Genomic DNA, 18,392 nt, shown 5'->3' with positions numbered 1-18,392 from the left:
ACCGGAAGCACGGGGGGCGGCACAACCGCCGCCATGGGGTGACGCTGGTGGAAACTGGGGATAAGGCGCGCGCCATGCAGAGCTTTCCATCCTCGCAGATGCCCCGCGTCCTGCGGTGGCGCTGGATCGTGGCGATTGCGCTCGTATCTGCGCTGCCCTTCCTGTTCGTCCGCATACCGCCGTTGGTCGACGTGCCGGGCCATATTGGCCGCTATGCCGTGGAACTCGCGCCGCCGGCCAGTCCACTGCTGCGGTACTTCACCTTCCGTTGGGTAGTTGCGCCAAACCTTGCCGCTGATCTGCTGGTAGTGCCGCTTGCTCCGCTGATGGGGCTTGTGCCGGCGGTCTGGCTTCTCTGCGCGGCAGTTCCCGTCGTGATAACCGGCGGCGTACTCGCCTTGGTGAGGCAGCGCAACGCGAACGGAGCAAGTGCGCTCCCATGGGCGCTGCTGTTCGTGTACAATTTGTGGTTCCTATACGGCTTCCTGAATTTCTTTCTGGTCGCCGCGGTCGCGCTTTGGGCTCTTGTCGCCTGGTCGGCGCTTGAGACCAGACCCCGCCTGCGCGCGGTGCTATTTATCTTCCTCACGCCTGCGATGGTTGTCGGCCATGCCGTCGCGGCTGCTTTGATGGCAGCGTGGATCACCGGTGTGGCAATTGTCACGCACTGCGAGGGAAGGCGGCCGTGGCGATCCGTTCTGCCGCTGTGGCCGCTGGCGGCCGGCTTGGTGCCGCTGGCCTTTGCTCCCCGCGCCGGTGGGTCTACCCGGTGGGATTTCCTCGATAAGCTCGACGCCATCGCAACCGCATTGCAGGACCAGAGTCAGTTGCTTGACATCGGCACGGTGGGAGCCGCGCTGCTCGTGTTTCTGACGGGGCGCTTTTGGGGCGCACGGTTGCGTGCCGGCAATCGGGCGCTGGTGCTGGGCACATTACTGCTCTTTTTTGCGGCCCCCAGCATCCTGAGCGGTGCGACACGCATTGATGGACGATTGGTCCCGTTCGTTCCACTGCTCGCCCTCGGTCTTCAGGACTGGCGTTCAGTAACTCCAACGCGCCGTCGATGGGTATCGATACTTGGATGGACGCTGCTGGTGCTGCGCTTCTCCGTTACTACGGTAAGCTTTGCGGACTACGCGCGGGAGTATCATCGCGAGCTTGCGGCGCTGGAGCATGTCCGGCCAGGTTCGCGGGTACTCAATCTCAGCCTGATGCCCTGCAAAGGTGATCGATGGCGCCGGGGCCGCACCGAGCATCTCGCCAACCTCGCTACGTTGTTCCGCCAGGCCTGGGTTAATGCACATTGGACCAATGGCGCCGTCCATCTGTTGCAGGTTCGCTATCGCCCTCGAGGCTATTGGCAGGACCCGTCCCAGATGGTGACCGTGCCGCCCTGCGTGGATCCTGCCATCCCGTTTGAAGCGCGCAGCCGCCACGGGATAGCAGAAACCTTGCCGCGCCTGCCGCTCGATCAGGTCGACTATCTCTGGCTGATCGACGTGCCGCTGCCGCCCGGTCCGCGTGACCCGCGACTGGTGCCGGTCTGGCAGTCAAACGACAGCGCTCTCTACGCAATTCATCATATTAAAGCGACGTAGGGGAATGCGCGGAAAACGCCTTCTGCGGTTTGCAATCGCTGCTTCGGGCTGCTTTAGGGGCGGAAACAGTCCGAGAAATTAGGAGCCGAACGGATGGCCGAAGAGAGCAACGTCCAGTTTTCCGATCGCGAAGCACTTCGCTACCACGCCGAAGGCCGGCCCGGTAAGATCGAGATCGTCGCATCCAAGCCGATGGCAACCCAGCGAGATCTGGCGCTTGCCTATTCACCGGGCGTCGCGGTGCCGGTGCTGGCCATCTCCGAAAATCCGGCAACCGCCTATGACTATACCGCCAAGGGCAACCTCGTCGCGGTCATCTCCAACGGCACCGCGATCCTGGGCCTCGGCAATCTCGGCGCGCTGGCGTCCAAGCCGGTGATGGAAGGCAAGGCGGTGCTGTTCAAGCGCTTCGCCGACGTCGACTCGATCGATCTCGAGCTGAAGACGGAGGATGTCGATCGCTTCATCGACGCGGTGGAACTGATGGAGCCGAGCTTCGGCGGAATCAACCTGGAGGACATCAAGTCCCCTGAATGCTTCGTGATCGAGCAGACGCTGCGCGAGCGAATGAACATCCCCGTGTTCCATGACGACCAGCACGGCACCGCGATTATCGCCGCCGCTGGCATCATCAATGCGCTGTATCTCACCGGCCGTGACCTCAAGACGACCAAAATCGTCGTCAACGGTGCCGGCGCCGCCGCGATCGCCTGCACCGAACTGATCAAGGCGATGGGTCTGCCGCAGGACAACCTGCTGATGTGCGACCGCACCGGCGTGATCTATCAGGGCCGTGAAGGCGTCAACCAGTGGCAGTCGGCTCATGCCGCCAAAACCGACCGACGCACGCTGGCAGAAGCTTTGGAGGGCGCGGACGTGTTCCTTGGCCTTTCCGCCGCGAACGCGCTGCCGGCCGAGCTGCTCGCAAAGATGGCACCGAAGCCAATCATCTTTGCAATGGCCAACCCGGATCCCGAGATCACCCCGCCCGAGGCCAAGCGCGTCCGCCCGGACGTGATCATCGCCACCGGCCGTTCGGATTATCCGAACCAGGTCAACAACGTACTCTGCTTCCCGTTCATCTTCCGCGGCGCCCTCGACGTGCGTGCGACGGGGATCAACGATGCTATGAAGGTCGCCGCCGCGCGCGCGCTGGCCGAACTCGCCCGTCAGCAGGTGCCCGAGGAAGTGGCGACCGCCTATGGCACGTCGCACAGCTTCGGCCCCGACTATATTATTCCGACGCCGTTCGATCCGCGCCTCATCGAGATCATTCCCGCCGCCGTCGCCCAGGCGGCGATGGATTCGGGCGTGGCGACCCGCCCGATCATCGACATGACGGCATATCGCCAGCAACTGCGCGCGCGGATGAACCCGACCACGTCGGTGCTCAGCATGGCCTATGAGGGCGCCCGCGCTCGGCCAAAGCGCGTTATCTTCGCCGAGGGCGAGGAAGAAGTGGTGCTGCGCGCGGCTATCGCCTTCCAGGAGGGCGGCTATGGCACGCCGGTGCTGGTGGGCCGCGAGTCGGTGCACGATCGCCTGCGCGAGCTCGGCGCCAACCCGGATCATTTCGAACTGCACAACAGCGTCAACTCGCCGCTGGTCGAGGAAATGGTGGAGACGCTGTACACGCGGCTCCAGCGCCGTGGCTATCTGCGCCGCGATTGCGAGCGCATGGTCAACCGCGACCGCAACATCTTCGGCACCTTGCTGCTTCGCCTGGGCCATGCCGATGCGATGATTACCGGCGTCACTCGCACCTATGCCGAGACGATGCGCCAGGTGCGTCGCGTGATCGATCCGGTCGACGGTCGCACGCCCTTCGGCATCCATGTTCTGGTTGGCCAGTCGCACACGGTGTTCATTGCCGATACCACGGTGAACGAACGCCCGAGCGGCGAGGAACTGGCAGATATCGCCGAGCGCACTGTGCAGGTCGCCCGCCGAATGGGCCACGAACCGCGCGTGGCGCTGCTCAGCTACTCCACCTTCGGCAATCCCGAAGGCAAGTGGGTCGACAATATCCGTGACGCGGTGAAGGTACTCGACGCGCGCGGCGTGACCTTCGAATATGAGGGCGACATGGCGCCGGATGTGGCGCTGAACCCGAAGCTGCTTGCTAATTATCCGTTCGCGCGCCTGTCCGGTCCGGCGAACATCCTGATCATGCCGGGTCTGCAATCGGCCAACATTTCGGCCAAGCTGCTGCGCGAACTGGGCGGCGATTCCACCATTGGGCCGATGCTGATCGGCATGGAGCAATCGGTGCAGATCGCACCGATGACTTCCACCGCCAGCGAACTGGTGACGCTGGCGGTGCTCGCCGCGGGCGACATCGCGCGCTGACGACAAGGCGAGCATCGGCGGATCAGCCGTCGATGCTCGCCCCCAGCGCGGCATTGACCAGACCACCATCGACCGTGACGGTTTCGCCCACCAGATAGTCGCCCGCCCGACTGGCGAGGTAGATCGCCGCGCCGGCCATGTCCTCGGCCACGCCGATCCTCTTGGCGGGGATCGCCTGGGCGACGGTGCCGCCATGGTCGCGTGCGGCCTTGTTCATGTCGCTGGGGAAGGCGCCGGGGGCGATCGAGGTGACGTGGATCTGATCGCGCACCAGTCGCGCCGCCATGCGCCGGGTAAGGTGGATCAGCGCCGCCTTGGAGGCCTGATAGCTATAGGTTTCCCAGGCATTGAGCCGCTGTCCGTCGATCGAGGTGATGTTTATCACCTTGGCCGGGCGCTCGCGCGTGCCGCTGGCCTTGAGCAGGCCATGCAGCGCCTGGGTTAGGAAGAAGGGTGACTTGACGTTTAGGTCCATGACCTTGTCCCAGCCCTTCTCGGGGAAGCTCTCGAACGGTTCGCCCCAGGCGGCACCGGCATTGTTGACGAGGATGTCGAGCTGCTGCTCCCGGGCGGCCAGATCGGCGGCAAGCGCGCGGCAGCCGTCGACGGTCGAAACATCATGCGGCAGGGGCACGCAGTTCGGCCCGAGCGCTGCTGCGGTTGCTTCGCAGGCATCCGCCCGGCGCGACGACACGTAGACCTTTGCGCCCGAGGCGACGAAGCCCTCGGCGATCATTCGGCCGATGCCCCGCGAGCCGCCGGTTACCAGCGCTACGCGGCCGTCTAGGCGAAACAGCGAAGATACGTTCATGCCAAACTCCCTCTCCGAACCCTCTTCCTCGTGGAGGAGGGGCGTTGTTACCCACCCCGCTTCAGCATCTCGCGGGCGATGATCAGCTGCTGGATCTGGCTGGTGCCTTCGTAGATGCGGAACAGCCGGACATCGCGGTACAGTCGCTCGATCCCATAATCGGCGATGTAGCCTGCGCCGCCAAAGATCTGGACGGCGCGGTCGGCGACGCGGCCCACCATTTCGCTGGCGAAATACTTTGCTGCCGCCGCCTCCATCGTAGTGCTTGCCCCATGTGCGGGGCGGTATGCCTCCCGGGCAGTCCGCTGATCCAGCGCATCCTTGGCGGCGGCAGTTTCCAGTACCAGCGCACGCGCGGCCAGCGATTCCGTTTTCGAATCCGCCAGCATCGCCTGGATCAGCTGGTGCTCGGCGATTGCCTTGCCGAACTGCCGGCGCTGGCTGGCATAGGCCACGCAGTCGGCGATCAGTCGCTCGGCCACGCCGACGCAGACGGCAGCGATATGGAGCCGCCCCCGGTCGAGCACCTGCATTGCGATATGGAAGCCTTCGCCCTCCGCCCCAAGCCGGTTCTCCGCAGGCACAAGCACATCGTCGAAGATCACGTCGGCAACGCGCGCTCCCTTCTGGCCCATCTTCTTCTCGGGCTCGCCGATTGACACGCCGGGCAGGTCGCGCGGCACGAGAAAGGCCGAGACTCCGCGTCCGCCCGCTTCGCTGCCGGTGCGTGCCATCACCGTGAACAGCTGGGCTTTATCGGCATTGGTGATGTAGCGCTTGGTGCCGCGCAGCCGATAGGCATCGCCGTTGCGATCTGCCCGGGTCTTCACCGAAGCGGAGTCCGATCCCACGTCTGGCTCGGTAAGGGCGAAGCTGGTGATGATTTCGCCGCGAGCGATGCGCGGCAACCAGGCAGCCTTTTGTTCTGGCGTGCCAGCGATCACCAGCCCCTGGCTACCAATGCCTACATTCGTGCCGAAGGCCGAGCGGAAGGCGGGTGTGGTGCGCCCCATCTCCATTGCTACGCGACACTCTTCCGCCATGGTGAGGCCCAGGCCGCCATATTCCTCGCTGATAGAGAGGCCGAACAGGCCGAGCGCTTTCATTTCCTCGACTATCGATTCGGGCACGGCATCGGCCGCCTCGACCTCCGCCTCCAGCGGGCGAAGCCGCTCCGATACGAACCGGCGAACGGTGTGGAGCAGTGCGTCGAAGAGCTCCGGTTCGAGCGCCATGGCATCCTCTCTATTCAAACCACCAGCCCTCATACCGTAAGTTCCTGCGTCTGCAACCATACTGGATCTTCCAAATGGTTTCGTTTGCCCGGTGGGGAGCCAGTCTGTATCGGACGGGCAGGGGGCGCAGAGGAGAAGAATGCCATGGCCGGTCGCACCGCCGCCGCACCTGCACCCGTTCCGCCGAGGCGACGGGTGGCGACGCCGACGATGCTCGCCTATGGCTTTGGGGCGGTCGCCTATGGCGTGAAGGACTTCTGCTTCGTCACCTTCCTGCTGCTGTTCTACAACCAGGTGATCGGGCTGCCCGCCGCGCAGGTGGGTTTCGTCATCATGTGTGCGCTGCTGCTCGACGCGTTCATCGACCCGCTGATCGGTTTCCTTTCGGATCGGACGCGCGGCCGCTGGGGGCGGCGGCATCCCTGGATGTATGCCTCGGCACTGCCGATCGGCATCGGCTGGCTGCTGCTGTGGAACCCGCCGACCTGGTCGCATACGGCGCTGCTCGGCTGGCTGTTCGTCACCGCGGTGCTGGTACGCACTGCGATTTCCGCTTTCGAGGTGCCGTCGCAGGCGCTGAGCCCCGAACTCTCCGCCGATTATGAGGAGCGGACCCGGATCATGGCCTATCGCTTCCTGTTCGGCTGGGGCGGAGGGATGGCAATGCTCGTGCTCTCCTATGCCTGGTTCCTGGCCGAAGGCCCGGGCCAGCCGAACGGCCAGTTCGATCGGGCAGGCTATCCCGGCTTCGCGCTGGGCGGCGGGCTGCTGATGGTGGTGGCGATCCTCGCCTCGGCCCGGGGCACTCACCATGAGATCCGCAACCTGCCCAAGGTGGAGATCGAACGGCAGCCGCTGCGCGAGAGCCTGGGCGAATTGTTCGCGGCGCTCGGCAATCCGGCCTTCCTGGTGCTGATGGCGGCCGGGCTTTGCTATTTCACCGCGCAGGGCATCAGCTTTTCGATGTCGAACTATCTTTACGCCCATGTCTGGCGGTTCGACAATGTCGCCTTCCAGCTGCTTGGCGGCACGCTGTTCCTGGGCGTCGTGCTCGCCTTCCTGATCGCTCCCCGGATGGCCCGGCGCTTCGGCAAGCCGGCGGCGGCGACCACGTTCCTGGCGGCTGCGGTGATGCTGTTGACGCTTCCGTATCTGCTGCGGCTCGCCGGCGCATTTCCGGCGCCCGGCAGCCCGTGGCTGATCCCCCTGCTGTTCGCCATCTTCACCACCAACGCGACCTGCGGCGTTTCCTCGACGATGCTCGGCGCCTCGATGCTGGCCGATGTCGTCGAACATTCCGAGGTCGACACCGGCCAGCGATCCGAAGGCGTGTTCTTCGCCGGATTCTTCTTCGTCCAGAAATGCTCGAGCGGGCTCGGCATCTTCCTCACCGGGCTGATCCTCAGTCTCTCCGGCTTCCCCGACGGCGCCAAGCCGGGAACGGTGCCCGAGGGCGTGATCGACCGGTTCACCCTCATTTTCTGCGCCGTGTACCTGCTGCTCGGCGGCATCGCGGCGTTCTTCTACCGGCGCTTCCCCTTCGGCAAGGACGAGCATGCCGCCCGGCTGGCGCAGCTCGGCGCGCGGACCGACTGAGCGCGGAAATGCCCGCCAGGTCCTCGACCCGGCGGGCATCCTTTCCTCCCCAGGAAAGACGTCAGGCCACGCGGCCCAAGCGGTGGTAGAGGTTGGAGAACTTCACCGATTCCGGCTTGTCCTTCACCGCCTGCAGATGGGCCCCGACGGCCTCCCGGAGCAGGCGGAAATCCTCGGTGGAGAAGACGGCGCGGCTGCGCTGCGGTTCGTTCGACATCACATACTCTCCTTACGCTGCTTCGCTGGTGAACTGGGCGGCCTCGGTGCTCTCGGCGAGCGCGGTGGTGGAGCTGGCGCCCCCCGCCACCGTCTGAGCAATGGCGTCGAAATAGCCGGTGCCGACCTCGCGCTGGTGGCGCGTCGCGGTATAGCCGTCGGCCTCCGCCGCGAACTCGGCCTGCTGCAGCTCCGAATAGGCCGCCATGCCGCGATCCCGATAGCCGCGCGCCAGTTCGTACATGCCGTAGTTGAGGCTGTGGAAGCCGGCGAGGGTGACGAACTGGAACTTGTACCCCATCGCGCCGATCTCGCGCTGGAAGCGGGCGATGTCGTCCTTGTCGAGGTTCTTCTCCCAGTTGAAGCTGGGCGAGCAGTTATACGCCAGCATCTTGTTGGGATGCGCCTTCTTGATCGCCTCGGCGAAGCGGCGGGCATCGTCGAGATTGGGCTTCGACGTTTCCCACCACAGCAGGTCGGCATGCGGGGCGAACGCCAGCCCGCGCTGGATGCAATGGTCGACGCCCGTCCCCTCCTTGAGGCGGAAGAACCCTTCGGGGGTCCGCTCGCTGGTGAGGAACGCATGGTCCCGCTCGTCGACGTCCGAAGTGATCAGCTTGGCCGATTCCGCATCGGTGCGGGCGCAGATCACCGTCGGCACGCCGCACACATCCGCCGCCAGCCGCGCCGCATCGAGGTTGCGGATGTGCGCCTGAGTGGGGATCAGCACCTTGCCGCCGAGATGCCCGCACTTCTTCTCGCTGGCGAGCTGGTCCTCGTAATGCACGCCCGCGGCACCCGCGGCGATGTACGCCTTCATAATCTCGAAGCAGTTGAGCGGCCCGCCGAAGCCGGCCTCGGCATCGGCGACGATCGGGGCGAACCAGTCGCGGGTCGCGCCGCCTTCCATATGCTCGATCTGGTCGGCGCGCTGGAGCGTCGCGTTGATCCGCCGCGCCAGCTCCGGCCCGGCATTGGCCGGGTAGAGCGACTGATCGGGGTACATCTGCCCGGCGGTATTGGCATCCGCCGCGACCTGCCAGCCCGACAGATAGATCGCCTTCAGCCCGGCCCGGACCATCTGCATCGCCTGGTTGCCGGAGAGCGCGCCGAGGGCATGGACATAATCCTCGGTGCGCAGCAGCTCCCACAGCTTGAGCGCACCGCGGCGGGCGAGGGTGTGCTCCACCGGCAGCGAACCGCGCAGCCGGGCGACATCCTCCGGCGTGTACGGCCGGGCGATGCCGTCGAATCGGCCGGCGGGCGCGGGGACGAGATCCTCGAAACGCTGCTGCTGAGGCATTGTGAATTCCTTGACTAAACCATCCGACTTGTGTGGCCTAAGTTTAGGAAGTTTAGGATCGCGATAGATAGCGCCATCAGCAAGCTTGCGAGGTGTAGCTGTGCGAAGTCCGCCGCACTGTCATTGTGTAGATGTAAATCCTTTACTCTCCCCATTCACCCGAACAGTGAGTACATATACAGAACAAGGCGTGTGTAGGAAAGACCGCCCGCGCGGCTGGCTCTCGTCGCGCTGCCGAAGGCGGCGAATGGTGCGCTACGCGAGCATCGCCGCGAGGTTGCGCACCGTCCGCAAATTGCGGGTGGTCCAGACGCCGCTGGAGGGGCCGACCCCCATTTTCGATCGGCCGGATCCGTCGCCGAAATAGAGCCAGAGCGCGTCGCCCTGCAGCACGACACGTTCGTTGTCGCCGGCCCGAGCCTGCAGGGTGGCGGCGTCTTCGGATGTCGCAGGCTGTTTTCCGATGCAGAGCATGACGAGGTTGGGTGTCTGCTCGCCTTCGGCAGTGAACGGGTTGCTGTCGAGATAGTCCGCCCATTGCGCGGCGGACCGCGCCACCACGTCGACCGCGAAGCCGAAGCGGGCTTCGAGGGCGCGCTCGAACGCCGCCTCGACGCGGTGCGCCGGTTCGTCGCTTGTACATAGGAGATTGCCGCTGGCCACATAGGTCTGCGCATCGCGGCAGCCGAGTTCGGCAGCGAGCGCCCGAAGCGCCTGCATCGGTACCCGGCGATGCCCGCCGACATTGATGCCCCGCAACAGGACGACATAGTGGGACATGGCAGCTTCCTCTGCGGTGGTAGCGGACATGCTTATCAGCCTTGCCCGGCGCTGCCAGGGCCATCCGGCGGGCAGCGGCATGGGGCAAGGCGGGCGCAGACCGGCCGATACAATGCGCGGCGCGATGCTTGGCTGCCGCTTGCGGGCAGGCACCTACCTCAGGCCCGCCGATAAAGCTGGTCGCGGACCTTCAGGAGGTAAGCGCCGACATAGGTGATCGATGCCGCCTTGGTGCTGTCCGCGTAGAACCAGCTATCGAACGCGTCCGCTTCGTGCGTCGGCGGCGGCACAAAATCGAACAGCCGTTCGCCGCCGCTGCGCAGCTTCCCGGAGAACACCGCGCGCTGATATTCCAGCTCCAGCCGCCATTCCGGATAGAGCTGCTCGACGAATGCCAGACTGGCCTTGCTCGTCGGCTTCCACCACGGCTTGCCCCGGCGGGCGAGGTGGCGGATCAGCCGCTTGCGACTGGCGCGCCATTTCTCGGGATCGTCGGTCAACGCGACCGGGCCGACCCATTTCGGCGCGCGCGTGTCGCCCGCCTGTTCCTCCATGGCGCGGGCGAAGCGTTCGCGCAGCTCGGGCCACTCCAGCGCATCGACGGCGGCGACCCCCAGCGCGAGATCGTCGGCGTAATTCTCGACATATTGGGTGAAGCCGCCGTTGCTGACCTGCCCCACGATATCGGCCCACATCATCAAGATGCGCTGCGCGGGCGTAAGCAAGAGATTGCCCGGGCTGCCATAATATTTCCAGCCTTCGACGTTCATCACCGCCGGGACATGGATGAGGTTCTCGCCCGTCATCCACCAGCGTTCGTCGACATAGCGGGCCGCTTCTTCGAATGCAGTATCGGTAAGGATGGGGCGGGTGTCGGTCACGCTTGCTCCGGGCAGGGCCGCCGGTCCTCGCGGACGGAGGACGGGCAGCGTTCGGCTTCCGCCGGGATGACGGGGTGACGCAGCATGCGTTTCTGCCAGCGCACCCCGGCCTTACCCGCGCGTCGTTACCGCATAGAGCGCCACGGCGGCGGCGTTGGAGACGTTGAGGCTTTCCACCTTGGCCGAGATCGGGAGGCGGGCGAGTTCGTCGCAATGCGCTTCGGTGTTCTGGCGCATGCCTTCGCCTTCGGAGCCGAGCACCAGCGCGATGCGGCCCTGGTTCGCCACGTCCTTCAGCGTGCCCTTGGCATGGCCGGTGAGGCCGACGCGCCAGAAGCCGGCTTCGGCGATCTCGTCGAGCGCGCGCGACAGGTTCACCACGCGGACCCACGGCACTACTTCCAGCGTGCCCGCCGCCGAGCGGGCGAGGGTGCCGGTTTCGGGGGGCGCGTGGCGGTCCTGCGTGACGATGCCGAGCGCATCGAAGGCGGCGGCCGAGCGCAGGATCGCGCCGACATTGTGCGGATCGGTCACCTGATCGAGCACGAGCAGCGGGCGCTGATCCTCCGCGCCCTGATCGAGCAGATCGCCCAGCCAGATTTCCTCGAGCGGCTCGACTTCGGCGACGAGACCCTGGTGGGGCGCGTCGGCAGGGACGAGGCGGCCGAGATCGGCGACATCGGCATAGGTGATCGGAATGACCGGCGGCAGATCGAGCGCGGACAGCGCCTCGCGCGTGCCCCAGATCTTGCGCACGGTGCGTTCGGGATTGGCGAGCGCGGCCAGCACCGCGTGGCGGCCGTAGAAGCGGGGCCGCGATGCCGGTGCCTGGCTGGGACGATGTCCGCGACGTTTCATCAGTGAGCGGCCTCCGAGGGGAAAGGATAGAATCGATCGGCCGGCGTCGGCGCGGTCGCAAGCGGCGCGCGCGGCAGCGGCTGATCGCTGTTGGCGGCGTTGACCAGGAACGCGGCGAGAATGATCGCGCCCTGGCGCAGATCGTCGGCCTTCAGATGATCGAACGTGTCGACGTCCGTATGGTGCACCATCGAGCCATAGTCGAGCGGATCCTGGATGAACTGGAACGCCGGAATGCCCACTGCATCGAAAAACACATGGTCGGTGCTGTCGGTGCGCCGCGCCGAGACGCTGGTGGCGCCCATCGCGCGGAAGGGAGCGAACCATTGCTCGAAGATCGGCATCGCGGCCGTGTTGCCCTGCGCATAGATGCCGCGAATCTTGCCCGAACCATTGTCGAGATTGAAATAGGCGGCGAGCTTTGCGTGATCGGGGCCCGGGGTGATCGGGAAGGCGTCGCTCCACGTCAGGTACCGGACGATGCCGGTGGCGCTGGGATCGACCGGACGACGGGCGATATGGTTCTCTACATAGGCCATCGAGCCGAGCAGGCCCTGTTCCTCGCCGGCCCAGAGCGCGAAGCGGATGGTGCGCTTGGGGCGGATCCCCGAAGCCTTGATGATGCGGGCAGCTTCCATCACCATCGCCGAGCCGGCGGCATTGTCGGCCGCGCCGTCGCCCATGGCCCAGCTATCGAGATGCGCGCCGGCCATGACATAGCCGGCCTTGGCATCGGTGCCGGGGATGTCGGCGAGGATGTTATAGGCCTTGGTATCGCTGTCGTCGAAGCGGCTGGCGGCATCGATTTCCAGCTCGGGCTTGGCGCCCATCTTCGCCAGACGCGCGAGGCGGCGATAATCCTCGGCGGCGATCTCGATGCCCGGCAGCAGGCCCGACTGGCCGACCTGAAACTGGCTGTTCTGGCCGTGGACCAGCTTGCCGTTGCGGCTGGACATGGTGGCATAGCCGAGCGCGCCTTCCTCCTTCAGGAACGCGTCGCGCTTGGCGGCGAAGGCGAAGCGGGCGGCATAGTTGCCGGATGCGGGTTCGCTGTTGGGCAGATCATAATAGTTGCGCTCGGCAAGCTCGGCGTCGGTCCAGCGCTTGAACGGCGGCTGGAGCGCGTCCTTGATCTCCTTCGGCTCGGTGAGCAGCACGATCTTGCCGCGCAGCTTGCCCTTCAGCGCGGCGAAGGCGGACGGATCGGCCATCGGCGCCAGCACGACTTCGCCGCGCACGGGGCCGCTGGTGCCCGGCGTCCAGGCGAGCGGGGCTGCGACCAGCTGGAGCGGGCGGGGGGCGACCATGCGCACCGACAGCCGCTCGTTCGACCAGCCGCGGCCGAAATCGAAGCCTTCCTTGTGGACATTGGCGAGGCCCCATTCGCGGAACTTGGCCTGCGTCCAATCCTCGGCCTTGCGCATGCCAGGCGAGTTGGTGAGCCGCGACCCGATCACATCGGTGAGATACTGCGCGATTCGCATCACTTCGGAATGGTTGGTGCCCTGATCGACGATGCGATCGGTGGGCGCGGCGGCGGGCACCGTCTGGGCGGCGATCGGCGCGGCGGCGAGCAACGCGGCGGTGATGACGGTGATGGAACGGCGCATGAAACCCCCTTGAAACGCAGCGGCGGACGCTATGCATGCAAATCGTGCTGCGCAAGGCGTTGACAGGGGCGCGTGGCTGCGGCATTGGGCCGCCCTCGCTCGCAAGCGGCGGTCTCCATGGATAGGTGGCCGAGTGGTTAAAGGCAGCAGACTGTAAATCTGCCGGGCTTCGCCCTACGGTGGTTCGAATCCATCCCTATCCACCACCGCCGCTGCGAGCGATCCCTCCCGATCGCCGACCCCTGCACGCGGCCAGCGCCGCCGCATCCCCGTTCAGCCCCGGCCGTAGACCGCCAGGGTACGTTCGCGATATTCGATGAGCTGCAGGATGTGATCCAGTTCGCGGATGCGCTGCACCGGCGTCCCATCGCGGATCGCGGCCTCGATCTGCTCGAGCAGATAGGCGGCACTGCCTGCACCATGGGTCAGGTAAATCGCTTCAGCGCGCTCGATGAGCGTAGAGAGCGGTGTCACCGGCAGTTCCTAGCAAGGGGGAACCGGCCTCATATCCAAATTGAACTTATCGGCGCAATTACCAATCGCGTTCCAACCCCGGAACAACATTGCTTGCCTGTCCCGCACCGGGATTATTCCTGACTTGTCCGCGCCACCACAAATAATCCAATGTGGACATAAGGGTACGCGGATGATTGAACAATGAACAAACGGGGCGACGGGATCGAGACGGTGTGCAGGCACCTTGTGGACGCGATCGCGTTGCTCGACCGGGTGGGGGAAGACGCCGAGGCGGCGCACCTGTCGCTGACGCTGGAGCGGCTCAGCAGCAAATACGGAATCAGGGCTGCAGCCGGGCCCTCACGCGATCCAGGATAAGATCGAAATAGCGATCCAGCGCCGCGCGCGTCTGCGCCGAGAGCTCGAGATAGGTGAAACGCCGATCGCTGGGCAGGTTGCGCTTGTCGATCATCCGGCGTTCCGCCAGCGCGTTGATCCAGCGCAGCGCGGTGGTGGTGGGCACACCGGCCGCGGTGCAGGCGGCGGAAGTGGAGACGTCGGTCCCCTCGCCCCCGGCGACGTACAGGGTGATGAGGATGTTGAGCGCGGGATCAGCGAACAGATCCGCGGCGACTTCCTGTTCGAGCAGCGCGCGGCTGTGGAGCAGCAGCCGCGCGATTTCGAGCCGGCCGATCGGCGGCAGCGCCGCGCCGGAAGACGCGGGCTCCGCCTGGCCGGCAAGCTGCGTGAATAGCCGCTTGATATCGCTGAGCCGCGCGTCGACTTCGTCGAATAACGTGGTGCGATGCGCCCCCAATTTGTCCTCCATCGTTGCCCACGCTTAAGGCAACTGCCGTCACCGGATCAACACATGGTCGTGCTTACGCGGGCTTAAACCTTCGCAATCGCGAATATGTGCCAGGTTGGACGCAAATATCGTCAGAAAACCGCGGCGACCAACTGCCCGAATGCATCGGCGCGGTGGCTCATCGCATGTTTTTCGACTGGATCCATTTCGCCGAACGTCATGGCATGGCCTTGCGGCACGAACATCGGATCATAGCCGAAGCCCTGAGTCCCGCGCGGCGGCCACACCAGGGTGCCGTGCACCCGGCCCTCGAACCATTCGACATGCCCATCCGGCCAGGCGAGCGCGAGGGCGCAGACGAAGTGCGCGGCGCGGCTGGTTTCCGGCGGCAGCGCTTCCAGCTTTTCCTGCACACGGCGCATCGCGAGGCCGAAATCGCGACCTTCGAACGGCGCGACGGGTTCGATCCCGTCCATGCCCGGCGCGGCCATGCCCCAACGCGCCGAATAGATGCCGGGCGAAAGGCCCAGCGCCTCGACGCAGAGCCCCGAATCGTCGGCCAGCGCAGGCAGGCCGGACAGGTCGGCCGCCTGCAGCGCCTTCAGCTCGGCATTGGCGACGAAGCTGGTGCCGGTCTCCTCCGGCTCGGGAAGGTCGAGCTCGGCGGCCGAGACCGGCTCGATCCCATAGGGACCGAGCAGTTCGCGGATCTCGCGCACCTTGCCTTCATTATGGCTGGCGATCACCAGCCGGCCGGGCGCCAGCTTGCGGATCGCCTGGGGCGCGTCGCCCTCGCCGCTCATGCGATCGCCTTTCGCTGCGCGTCAAAGATGCGGCCGCAGCCGATGCGGGCGAGGCGGAGCAGGCGCAGCAGGCCTTCCTCGTCATAGGTCGCGCCCTCGGCGGTGGCCTGCGCCTCGGCGATGTTGCCATTGGCGAGCAGCACGAAGTTGGCATCGGCATCGGCCGCCGAATCTTCGGGATAGTCGAGGTCGAGCACCGGCGTGCCCTGGTAGATGCCGCAGCTGACCGCCGCCACCTGGGTGAGGATCGGATCGGTGGTGATCGCGCCCGCCGCCATCAGCTTGTCGACCGCGAGGCGCAGCGCCACCCAGGCGCCGGAGATCGCCGCGGTGCGAGTGCCGCCGTCGGCCTGGAGCACGTCGCAATCGAGCGTGATCTGGCGCTCGCCGAGCAGCTTGAGGTCGGTGACCGCCCGGAGGGAGCGACCGATCAGCCGCTGGATTTCCTGGGTGCGGCCGGACTGCTTGCCCTTGGCCGCTTCGCGCTGGCCGCGGGTATGGGTGGCCCGGGGGAGCATGCCATATTCGGCCGTCACCCAGCCTTCGCCCTTGCCGCGCAGGAACGGCGGCACACGCTCTTCGACACTGGCGGTGACGAGCACGCGGGTGTCGCCGAAGCCGATCAGCACCGAACCTTCGGCGTGGCGGGTGAAGTTCGGGGTGATGGTGATTTCCCGCATTTCGTCGGGGGCGCGGCCGGATGGGCGCATCTGCTTCATTCTCCTGAAAGGTCGAACCGGGCACCTAGACCGGGCAGGCGCGTTCCGCCAGTGTCGCACATGCTTGGGAGAAAGACACGAATGCGCGTGTTGGTTGCAGCTTTGGTGAGCACGATTGCGCTGAGCGGGTGCATTCCGCAGGGGAGGGCGCCCGTTACCGCCCCGCGGCCGGCACCCGCCACGCCCGCACGCCCCGCTCCGCCGCCGACCGCCGAGGCGCCCATGCCGATCGTGCGGGGCGAAATGCTCCGCTACACCACCAGCCCCTGTTTCGGCGCATGCCCGGTCTATACCGTGACGGTGCGGCCGGACGGGACGGGGACATTCGAGGGGCAGCGCCACACCGCCGTCACCGGGGTGCGCGACTTTCGGGTAACGCCGGCGCAATATGAGGCTTTCCTCGCCCGGCTCGCTCCCTATCGGCCGCGTAGTGGGACGGTGCGCATCGCCCCAGGCGAGCCCGGCTGCGGCCAGGCGGCGACCGATCTGCCGAGCGTGGAGGTGCAGTGGGACGGCAAGGCGGGGCACCGGGCGCTTTCCTATTATTTCGGTTGCGATCGCGAACGGAACCAGCGCATGGCCGATGCCCTTGGATCGGCGCCGGACCTGCTGCCGATCGCCAGCCTGATCGGTGCGCGGCCTTGAAGCGGGCACCCGGGCCTGCCTAGATTGTACCAGCCATGATCACCCCGCCGATCCACGAGCTGACCGACCGGGCCCGGGACGTGTTCCGGATCGTGGTGGAATCCTATCTGGACAGCGGCGCGCCGGTGGGATCGCGTACCATCTCGCGCATCTCCACGCTCAACCTGTCCCCCGCTTCGATCCGCAACGTGATGCAGGATCTGGAAGAGCTGGGCCTGCTCGCCGCACCACATACCAGCGCCGGACGGATGCCGACCGAGAGCGGGCTGCGCCTGTTCGTCGACGGCATGATGCAGGCGAGCGAACCCTCCGCCGAGGAGCGCGCGGCGATCGAATCTCGGGCTGGGCGGGGCGGGCCGGTGGAGGATGCGATCGCCGGCACCACGGCGGCGCTGTCCGGGCTTTCGGCCTGTGCCGGGCTGGTGCTGGTGCCCAAGGCCGAGACCGTGCTGCGCCAGTTCGGCTTCGTGCCCCTGAGCCAGGACCGCGCGCTGGCCGTGCTGGTGGGCGAGGACGGATTGGTGGAGAACCGGGTGGTGGAGCTGCCCGGCGGCGTCGACCCGATGTCGCTGCAGCGCGCCGCCAACTATATGAGCGCGACGCTCGCCGGGCTCACCCTGGCGGAGGCGCGGGGTCGCATCGAGCGCGAGTTGCGCAGCCAGCAGGCGGCACTGGACGCCGCCGCCGCCGATCTGGTGGAGCGTGGGCTGGCGGTGTGGAGCGAGGACAGCGGGCGGCGCCCGGTGCTGATCGTGCGCGGCCAGGCCCGGCTGATCGATGCCGCCGCCGCCGAGGATCTCGATCGCGTCCGCCAGCTGCTCGACGAGCTGGAGGGCAAGGAGGAGATCGCCCGCCTGCTCGACAGCGCCCGGGAAGGCGAAGCGGCACGGATCTTCATCGGATCGGAAAACAAATTGTTCGCGCTTTCCGGCTCCTCCGTCATCGCCAAGCCGGTGCGATCGATGGACGGCCGCGTCGTCGGCGTTGTCGGCGTGATCGGGCCGACGCGGTTGAACTATGCCCGCGTCGTGCCCATGGTGGATTTCACGGCGGCCACATTGGCCCGTTTGCTGGCCTGAAGAAAACAGGGAACCATGTCCGAACATACTGAAAATACCGAACCGACCCAGGGCGAAACGCTGCGCGACGAGACCGCGCAGGCAGCACCGGAAGTGGCGGAGCACGACCGTGTCGCCGAACTGGAGGCGCAGCTGGCCGAGGCCAAGCAGGCGCATCTCTATGTCCAGGCCGACATGCAGAACCTCCGCCGCCGGACCGAGAAGGAAGTGGCGGACGCCCGCGCCTATGCCGCGACCAATTTCGCTCGCGACATCCTGTCCGTGGCCGACAATCTCGGACGGGCGCTGCAGGCCATTCCGGCCGAGCTGCGCGAGGACGAGAAGCTGAAGGGTCTCGTCACCGGCCTGGAAGCCACTGGCCGCGAGCTGGAGGCGGTGTTCGGCCGCAACGGCATTTCCAAGATCGTCGCGCTGGGCGAGATGCTCGATCCCAACAAGCACCAGGCGATGATGGAAATGCCGGTGGCCGACAAGGAGCCCGGCACCGTGGTGCAGGAGATCCAGGCGGGTTACCTGATCAAGGACCGGCTGCTGCGCCCGGCGCTGGTTGCCGTCGCCAAGAAGCCCGACTGACCGGCGACGCCGTTCGTCGCATCGCGGCACATCCATGCCGCCGCCTTCGGTTGACACCGGGCGGGGCCGGGG

At 66.2% G+C, this 18,392-nt stretch carries 18 protein-coding genes and 1 tRNA gene; 7 read left to right on the top strand and 12 right to left on the bottom strand.

All coding sequences use genetic code 11. From position 1 onward, the window contains the following. Positions 1–74 precede the first annotated feature (74 nt). Together ACNFJ7_RS09600 and ACNFJ7_RS09595 are read left to right on the top strand one after the other, a co-directional pair. Positions 75–1,598, top strand: a complete 1,524-nt coding sequence (locus ACNFJ7_RS09600) for a hypothetical protein (RefSeq protein ID WP_152997954.1) — start codon at positions 75–77, stop codon at positions 1,596–1,598. Positions 1,599–1,691: 93 nt separating this feature from the next. Further along, positions 1,692–3,947: an NADP-dependent malic enzyme gene (locus tag ACNFJ7_RS09595; protein ID WP_019367686.1), complete on the top strand. Its 2,256-nt coding sequence runs from the start codon at positions 1,692–1,694 to the stop codon at positions 3,945–3,947. Positions 3,948–3,969: 22 nt separating this feature from the next. Here the strand turns inward: ACNFJ7_RS09595 and ACNFJ7_RS09590 are convergent, their stop codons facing one another. Together ACNFJ7_RS09590 and ACNFJ7_RS09585 are read right to left on the bottom strand one after the other, a co-directional pair. Beyond that, positions 3,970–4,758 (bottom strand): SDR family oxidoreductase, encoded by a 789-nt coding sequence (locus ACNFJ7_RS09590; RefSeq protein ID WP_019367687.1) that lies wholly within the window; start codon positions 4,756–4,758, stop codon positions 3,970–3,972. 47 nt (positions 4,759–4,805) lie between these two features. Beyond that, entirely contained in the window at positions 4,806–5,993 is a 1,188-nt protein-coding gene (locus tag ACNFJ7_RS09585) for an acyl-CoA dehydrogenase family protein (protein ID WP_019367688.1), read from the bottom strand. A 144-nt stretch (positions 5,994–6,137) separates the two neighbouring features. On the opposite strand from ACNFJ7_RS09585, the gene ACNFJ7_RS09580 reads away from it, so the two are divergent. Beyond that, complete coding sequence (locus tag ACNFJ7_RS09580; protein WP_026008801.1) at positions 6,138–7,589, top strand: MFS transporter; 1,452 nt, start codon at positions 6,138–6,140, stop codon at positions 7,587–7,589. Positions 7,590–7,650: 61 nt separating this feature from the next. On the opposite strand, the gene ACNFJ7_RS09575 is transcribed toward ACNFJ7_RS09580, so the two are convergent. The 6 genes from ACNFJ7_RS09575 to ACNFJ7_RS09550 all read right to left on the bottom strand — a co-directional run bounded on the left by ACNFJ7_RS09575 (position 7,651) and on the right by ACNFJ7_RS09550 (position 13,237). Further along, positions 7,651–7,806, bottom strand: a complete 156-nt coding sequence (locus tag ACNFJ7_RS09575; protein ID WP_019367690.1) for a hypothetical protein — start codon at positions 7,804–7,806, stop codon at positions 7,651–7,653. A gap of 12 nt (positions 7,807–7,818) precedes the next feature. After that, positions 7,819–9,108 carry an isocitrate lyase gene (gene aceA, locus ACNFJ7_RS09570; RefSeq protein WP_019367691.1) on the bottom strand — a complete coding sequence of 430 codons (1,290 nt, stop codon included), beginning with the start codon at positions 9,106–9,108 and terminating at the stop codon, positions 7,819–7,821. A 255-nt stretch (positions 9,109–9,363) separates the two neighbouring features. Beyond that, positions 9,364–9,918, bottom strand: coding sequence for a DUF1697 domain-containing protein (locus ACNFJ7_RS09565; protein ID WP_037512682.1), 555 nt, complete (start codon positions 9,916–9,918; stop codon positions 9,364–9,366). Between the two features lie 128 nt (positions 9,919–10,046). Then, positions 10,047–10,769 carry a DMP19 family protein gene (locus ACNFJ7_RS09560; RefSeq protein WP_019367693.1) on the bottom strand — a complete coding sequence of 241 codons (723 nt, stop codon included), beginning with the start codon at positions 10,767–10,769 and terminating at the stop codon, positions 10,047–10,049. Positions 10,770–10,880: 111 nt separating this feature from the next. Continuing rightward, complete coding sequence (gene rlmB / locus ACNFJ7_RS09555; RefSeq protein WP_019367694.1) at positions 10,881–11,627, bottom strand: 23S rRNA (guanosine(2251)-2'-O)-methyltransferase RlmB; 747 nt, start codon at positions 11,625–11,627, stop codon at positions 10,881–10,883. Continuing rightward, entirely contained in the window at positions 11,627–13,237 is a 1,611-nt protein-coding gene (locus ACNFJ7_RS09550; RefSeq protein WP_019367695.1) for a M20/M25/M40 family metallo-hydrolase, read from the bottom strand. The genes rlmB and ACNFJ7_RS09550 overlap by 1 nt, the downstream gene beginning before the upstream one ends. Before the next feature lie 119 nt (positions 13,238–13,356). Here ACNFJ7_RS09550 and ACNFJ7_RS09545 point away from each other — a divergent pair. Continuing rightward, positions 13,357–13,443: transfer RNA gene (locus ACNFJ7_RS09545), tRNA-Tyr, on the top strand. A gap of 67 nt (positions 13,444–13,510) precedes the next feature. Here the strand turns inward: ACNFJ7_RS09545 and ACNFJ7_RS09540 are convergent. The 4 genes from ACNFJ7_RS09540 to rph form a co-directional block, all read right to left on the bottom strand. Beyond that, positions 13,511–13,711, bottom strand: a complete 201-nt coding sequence (locus ACNFJ7_RS09540; RefSeq protein WP_019367696.1) for a hypothetical protein — start codon at positions 13,709–13,711, stop codon at positions 13,511–13,513. A gap of 322 nt (positions 13,712–14,033) precedes the next feature. After that, complete coding sequence (locus tag ACNFJ7_RS09535; protein WP_019367697.1) at positions 14,034–14,522, bottom strand: hypothetical protein; 489 nt, start codon at positions 14,520–14,522, stop codon at positions 14,034–14,036. 110 nt (positions 14,523–14,632) lie between these two features. Further along, on the bottom strand, positions 14,633–15,304 hold the full coding sequence (gene rdgB / locus ACNFJ7_RS09530; protein WP_019367698.1) for an RdgB/HAM1 family non-canonical purine NTP pyrophosphatase: 672 nt from the start codon (positions 15,302–15,304) through the stop codon (positions 14,633–14,635). Beyond that, the gene (rph, locus tag ACNFJ7_RS09525; protein WP_026008802.1) at positions 15,301–16,014 is read right to left on the bottom strand and encodes a ribonuclease PH; all 714 of its coding nucleotides are present in this window, start codon (positions 16,012–16,014) and stop codon (positions 15,301–15,303) included. Before rph ends, rdgB begins: the two co-directional genes overlap by 4 nt. Positions 16,015–16,104: 90 nt before the next feature. Here rph and ACNFJ7_RS09520 point away from each other — a divergent pair, with 90 nt between their 5' ends. From ACNFJ7_RS09520 to grpE, 3 genes are read left to right on the top strand one after another with little or no spacing between them, the layout of a single operon-like run. After that, positions 16,105–16,668: a DUF6438 domain-containing protein gene (locus ACNFJ7_RS09520; RefSeq protein ID WP_019367700.1), complete on the top strand. Its 564-nt coding sequence runs from the start codon at positions 16,105–16,107 to the stop codon at positions 16,666–16,668. 35 nt (positions 16,669–16,703) lie between these two features. Further along, complete coding sequence (gene hrcA / locus ACNFJ7_RS09515) at positions 16,704–17,747, top strand: heat-inducible transcriptional repressor HrcA (RefSeq protein ID WP_019367701.1); 1,044 nt, start codon at positions 16,704–16,706, stop codon at positions 17,745–17,747. A 15-nt stretch (positions 17,748–17,762) separates the two neighbouring features. Further along, positions 17,763–18,320, top strand: a complete 558-nt coding sequence (gene grpE / locus ACNFJ7_RS09510; protein ID WP_019367702.1) for a nucleotide exchange factor GrpE — start codon at positions 17,763–17,765, stop codon at positions 18,318–18,320. The last annotated feature ends 72 nt before the right edge of the window (positions 18,321–18,392 follow it).

The organism is Sphingomonas sp. HT-1, assembly GCF_048568905.1.
Taxonomy (GTDB): domain Bacteria; phylum Pseudomonadota; class Alphaproteobacteria; order Sphingomonadales; family Sphingomonadaceae; genus Sphingomonas.
The sequence above is the reverse complement of the archived record's forward strand: the minus strand, read 5'-3'. Positions and strand labels throughout refer to the sequence as shown.

Bases quoted from the DNA above. Each gene is read 5' to 3' on its own strand.
- rdgB (WP_019367698.1), bottom strand. From the start codon at position 15,304: ATGAGCGGCGAGGGCGACGCGCCCCAGGCGATCCGCAAGCTGGCGCCC.
- ACNFJ7_RS09575 (WP_019367690.1), bottom strand. From the start codon at position 7,806: ATGTCGAACGAACCGCAGCGCAGCCGCGCCGTCTTCTCCACCGAGGAT.
- ACNFJ7_RS09585 (WP_019367688.1), bottom strand. From the start codon at position 5,993: ATGGCGCTCGAACCGGAGCTCTTCGACGCACTGCTCCACACCGTTCGC.
- ACNFJ7_RS09565 (WP_037512682.1), bottom strand. From the start codon at position 9,918: ATGTCCGCTACCACCGCAGAGGAAGCTGCCATGTCCCACTATGTCGTC.
- ACNFJ7_RS09580 (WP_026008801.1), top strand. From the start codon at position 6,138: ATGGCCGGTCGCACCGCCGCCGCACCTGCACCCGTTCCGCCGAGGCGA.
- hrcA (WP_019367701.1), top strand. From the start codon at position 16,704: ATGATCACCCCGCCGATCCACGAGCTGACCGACCGGGCCCGGGACGTG.
- rph (WP_026008802.1), bottom strand. From the start codon at position 16,014: ATGCGCCCATCCGGCCGCGCCCCCGACGAAATGCGGGAAATCACCATC.
- grpE (WP_019367702.1), top strand. From the start codon at position 17,763: ATGTCCGAACATACTGAAAATACCGAACCGACCCAGGGCGAAACGCTG.
- aceA (WP_019367691.1), bottom strand. From the start codon at position 9,108: ATGCCTCAGCAGCAGCGTTTCGAGGATCTCGTCCCCGCGCCCGCCGGC.
- ACNFJ7_RS09600 (WP_152997954.1), top strand. From the start codon at position 75: ATGCAGAGCTTTCCATCCTCGCAGATGCCCCGCGTCCTGCGGTGGCGC.
- rlmB (WP_019367694.1), bottom strand. From the start codon at position 11,627: ATGAAACGTCGCGGACATCGTCCCAGCCAGGCACCGGCATCGCGGCCC.
- ACNFJ7_RS09535 (WP_019367697.1), bottom strand. From the start codon at position 14,522: ATGGAGGACAAATTGGGGGCGCATCGCACCACGTTATTCGACGAAGTC.
- ACNFJ7_RS09595 (WP_019367686.1), top strand. From the start codon at position 1,692: ATGGCCGAAGAGAGCAACGTCCAGTTTTCCGATCGCGAAGCACTTCGC.
- ACNFJ7_RS09520 (WP_019367700.1), top strand. From the start codon at position 16,105: ATGCGCGTGTTGGTTGCAGCTTTGGTGAGCACGATTGCGCTGAGCGGG.
- ACNFJ7_RS09550 (WP_019367695.1), bottom strand. From the start codon at position 13,237: ATGCGCCGTTCCATCACCGTCATCACCGCCGCGTTGCTCGCCGCCGCG.
- ACNFJ7_RS09590 (WP_019367687.1), bottom strand. From the start codon at position 4,758: ATGAACGTATCTTCGCTGTTTCGCCTAGACGGCCGCGTAGCGCTGGTA.